The organism is Sandarakinorhabdus sp. (assembly GCF_040398645.1).
Lineage (GTDB): Bacteria > Pseudomonadota > Alphaproteobacteria > Sphingomonadales > Sphingomonadaceae > Sandarakinorhabdus.
Genome location: NZ_JBBATR010000114.1, coordinates 1 through 1778 on the forward strand (window position 1 = coordinate 1; position 1778 = coordinate 1778).

General features: G+C 65.9%; 2 protein-coding genes. Both read right to left on the reverse strand.

The window, feature by feature from the left end:
• Window positions 1-594: DUF1223 domain-containing protein (locus tag ABWP50_RS13455; RefSeq protein ID WP_353218498.1), on the reverse strand; the 594-nt coding region annotated here is incomplete at its 3' end.
• Window positions 595-674: 80 nt separating this feature from the next.
• Window positions 675-1682 carry a zinc-dependent alcohol dehydrogenase family protein gene (locus ABWP50_RS13460; RefSeq protein WP_353218499.1) on the reverse strand — a complete coding sequence of 336 codons (1008 nt, stop codon included), beginning with the start codon at window positions 1680-1682 and terminating at the stop codon, window positions 675-677.
• Between the last annotated feature and the right edge of the window lie 96 nt (window positions 1683-1778).

Consider the following 1778-nt stretch of genomic DNA (forward strand, 5'->3'; position numbering starts at 1 on the left):
CCAGTGCGCGGCGCTGCCCGTCCAGCTGCCGAGCTTGACCAGATCGTGCACAACATTGCGGTGCGGCAGGGTGCGGCCGGCATTTTCGCCGGCGCGCACCGGCACTTGCACGATGTTGGGATCATAGCGCACCAGCCAGACGTCGGCTTTGCCAGCGCCCGCGCCCAGATCGATGCGGCCGGCGGCTTCGGTCAGGCTCGGCGCGGCCTCGGTGCGGGCGCCGGCCGTCACGGCACTGCGCAGTTCGGCGGCGCGCACGCCCGTCACATCCACGCGGCCGTTGATCACGGTTTGCGGCGTCCACACATTGTCGTGGCGCAGGCCGTCCCGGTAAGCATATTGGCGCTGGGTGAATTCGGGTTTGGCAAAGCGGTCCTTCCAGCCCAGCCGGTCCCAGTAAGTGACCGCAAAGCTGAGCACCAACAGGTCCGGCCGATCCGCCAGCGCCATGACATTGGCGTTGGCCGGCGGGCAGGATGAGCAGCCCTGGCTCTGGTACAATTCAATCACCGACGGGTGAGCAGCGTCTGCCGCGGCGGCGGGCAGGGAAACCCCGGCGAGGGCAAGGGCGGAAAGGGCAATCAGGAGGCGCATGAAATGGCTTTCGCGTCAGGGGACCGGCGGCCCTTTCACACCCTCAACATGAACAGCGACAAAATGCCTCAGATAATGCCTCAGATATCGATGCAAATCTTGCCGAAGTGCGCGCCCGATGCCTGATGGCGGAAGGCAGCGCCAAGTTCGACAAGCGGGAAGCTGGTGTCGATCACCGGGCGCATGCCGCTCTGGTTTATGGCGCGGATCATGTCCTGCTGCTGGCGGCGGGTGCCCACGGTGATGCCGATCAGGCGGATCTGCTTGGCCATCAATTGCACGGTCGGGATTGGCCCGGCAAAGCCGGCGAGCACGCCGATCAGGCTGATATGCCCGCCCACCGCGCAGGCGATGATGGATTCGGGCATCGTGCCAGCCCCGCCGATTTCAACGATGTGGTCAGCGCCGCGGCCATGGGTGATGCGCATCACTTCGCCGCCCCAGCCGGGCGTGCTCTTGTAATTGATGAGGTGATCGGCGCCCATCGCTTGCAACCGCGCCAGTTTTTCATCGCTGCTGCTGGTGGCAATCACCGTCGCGCCCATCGCCTTGGCAAATTGCAGCGCAAAGATCGACACGCCGCCGGTGCCCTGCACCAGCACGACATCGCCGGCCTTGATCTGGCCTTCGGTGACCAGCGCCCGCCACGCGGTCAGGCCGGCGCAGGTGAGCGTGGCGGCTTCGGCGTGGCTGTAACCAAATGGCGCGTGGGTGAAGCTGGTGGCCGGGGCGACCACTTCTTCGGCAGCATAACCATCGGCGCCGTCGCCGGGCACACCGGCAAAGCCCGCCATGTTGGGCCGGCCATCCAGCCAGGTCGGGAAGAAGGTCGAAACCACCATGTCGCCGGGGCGAAATTCGGTCACGCCCTCTCCCACCGCCAGCACATCGCCGGCGCCGTCGCTCATGGGAATGCGGCCATCCGGGGTGGGGATGCCGCCCATCACCACGATATAATCATGATAATTCAAGCTGGAGGCGCGGATGCGCACCTTGATCTGGCCGGGGCCGGGATCGCCGGGGCTGGCCATATCCTCATATTTCAGATTGTCGATGCCGGCGGGGTGGCGAAGGCGGATGGCTTTCATGGTGTGGCAGGCTCCGGAGGGGTTTGGCACAGAATAGCCCGGGTTTGCCGCCAGACTGCCCTCCTCTTCAGGGGAGGGGCCGGGGGTGGGGACGGG

Coding starts and splice junctions, on each gene's coding strand:
- ABWP50_RS13460 (WP_353218499.1), bottom strand. CDS start 1,682: ATGAAAGCCATCCGCCTTCGCCACCCCGCCGGCATCGACAATCTGAAA.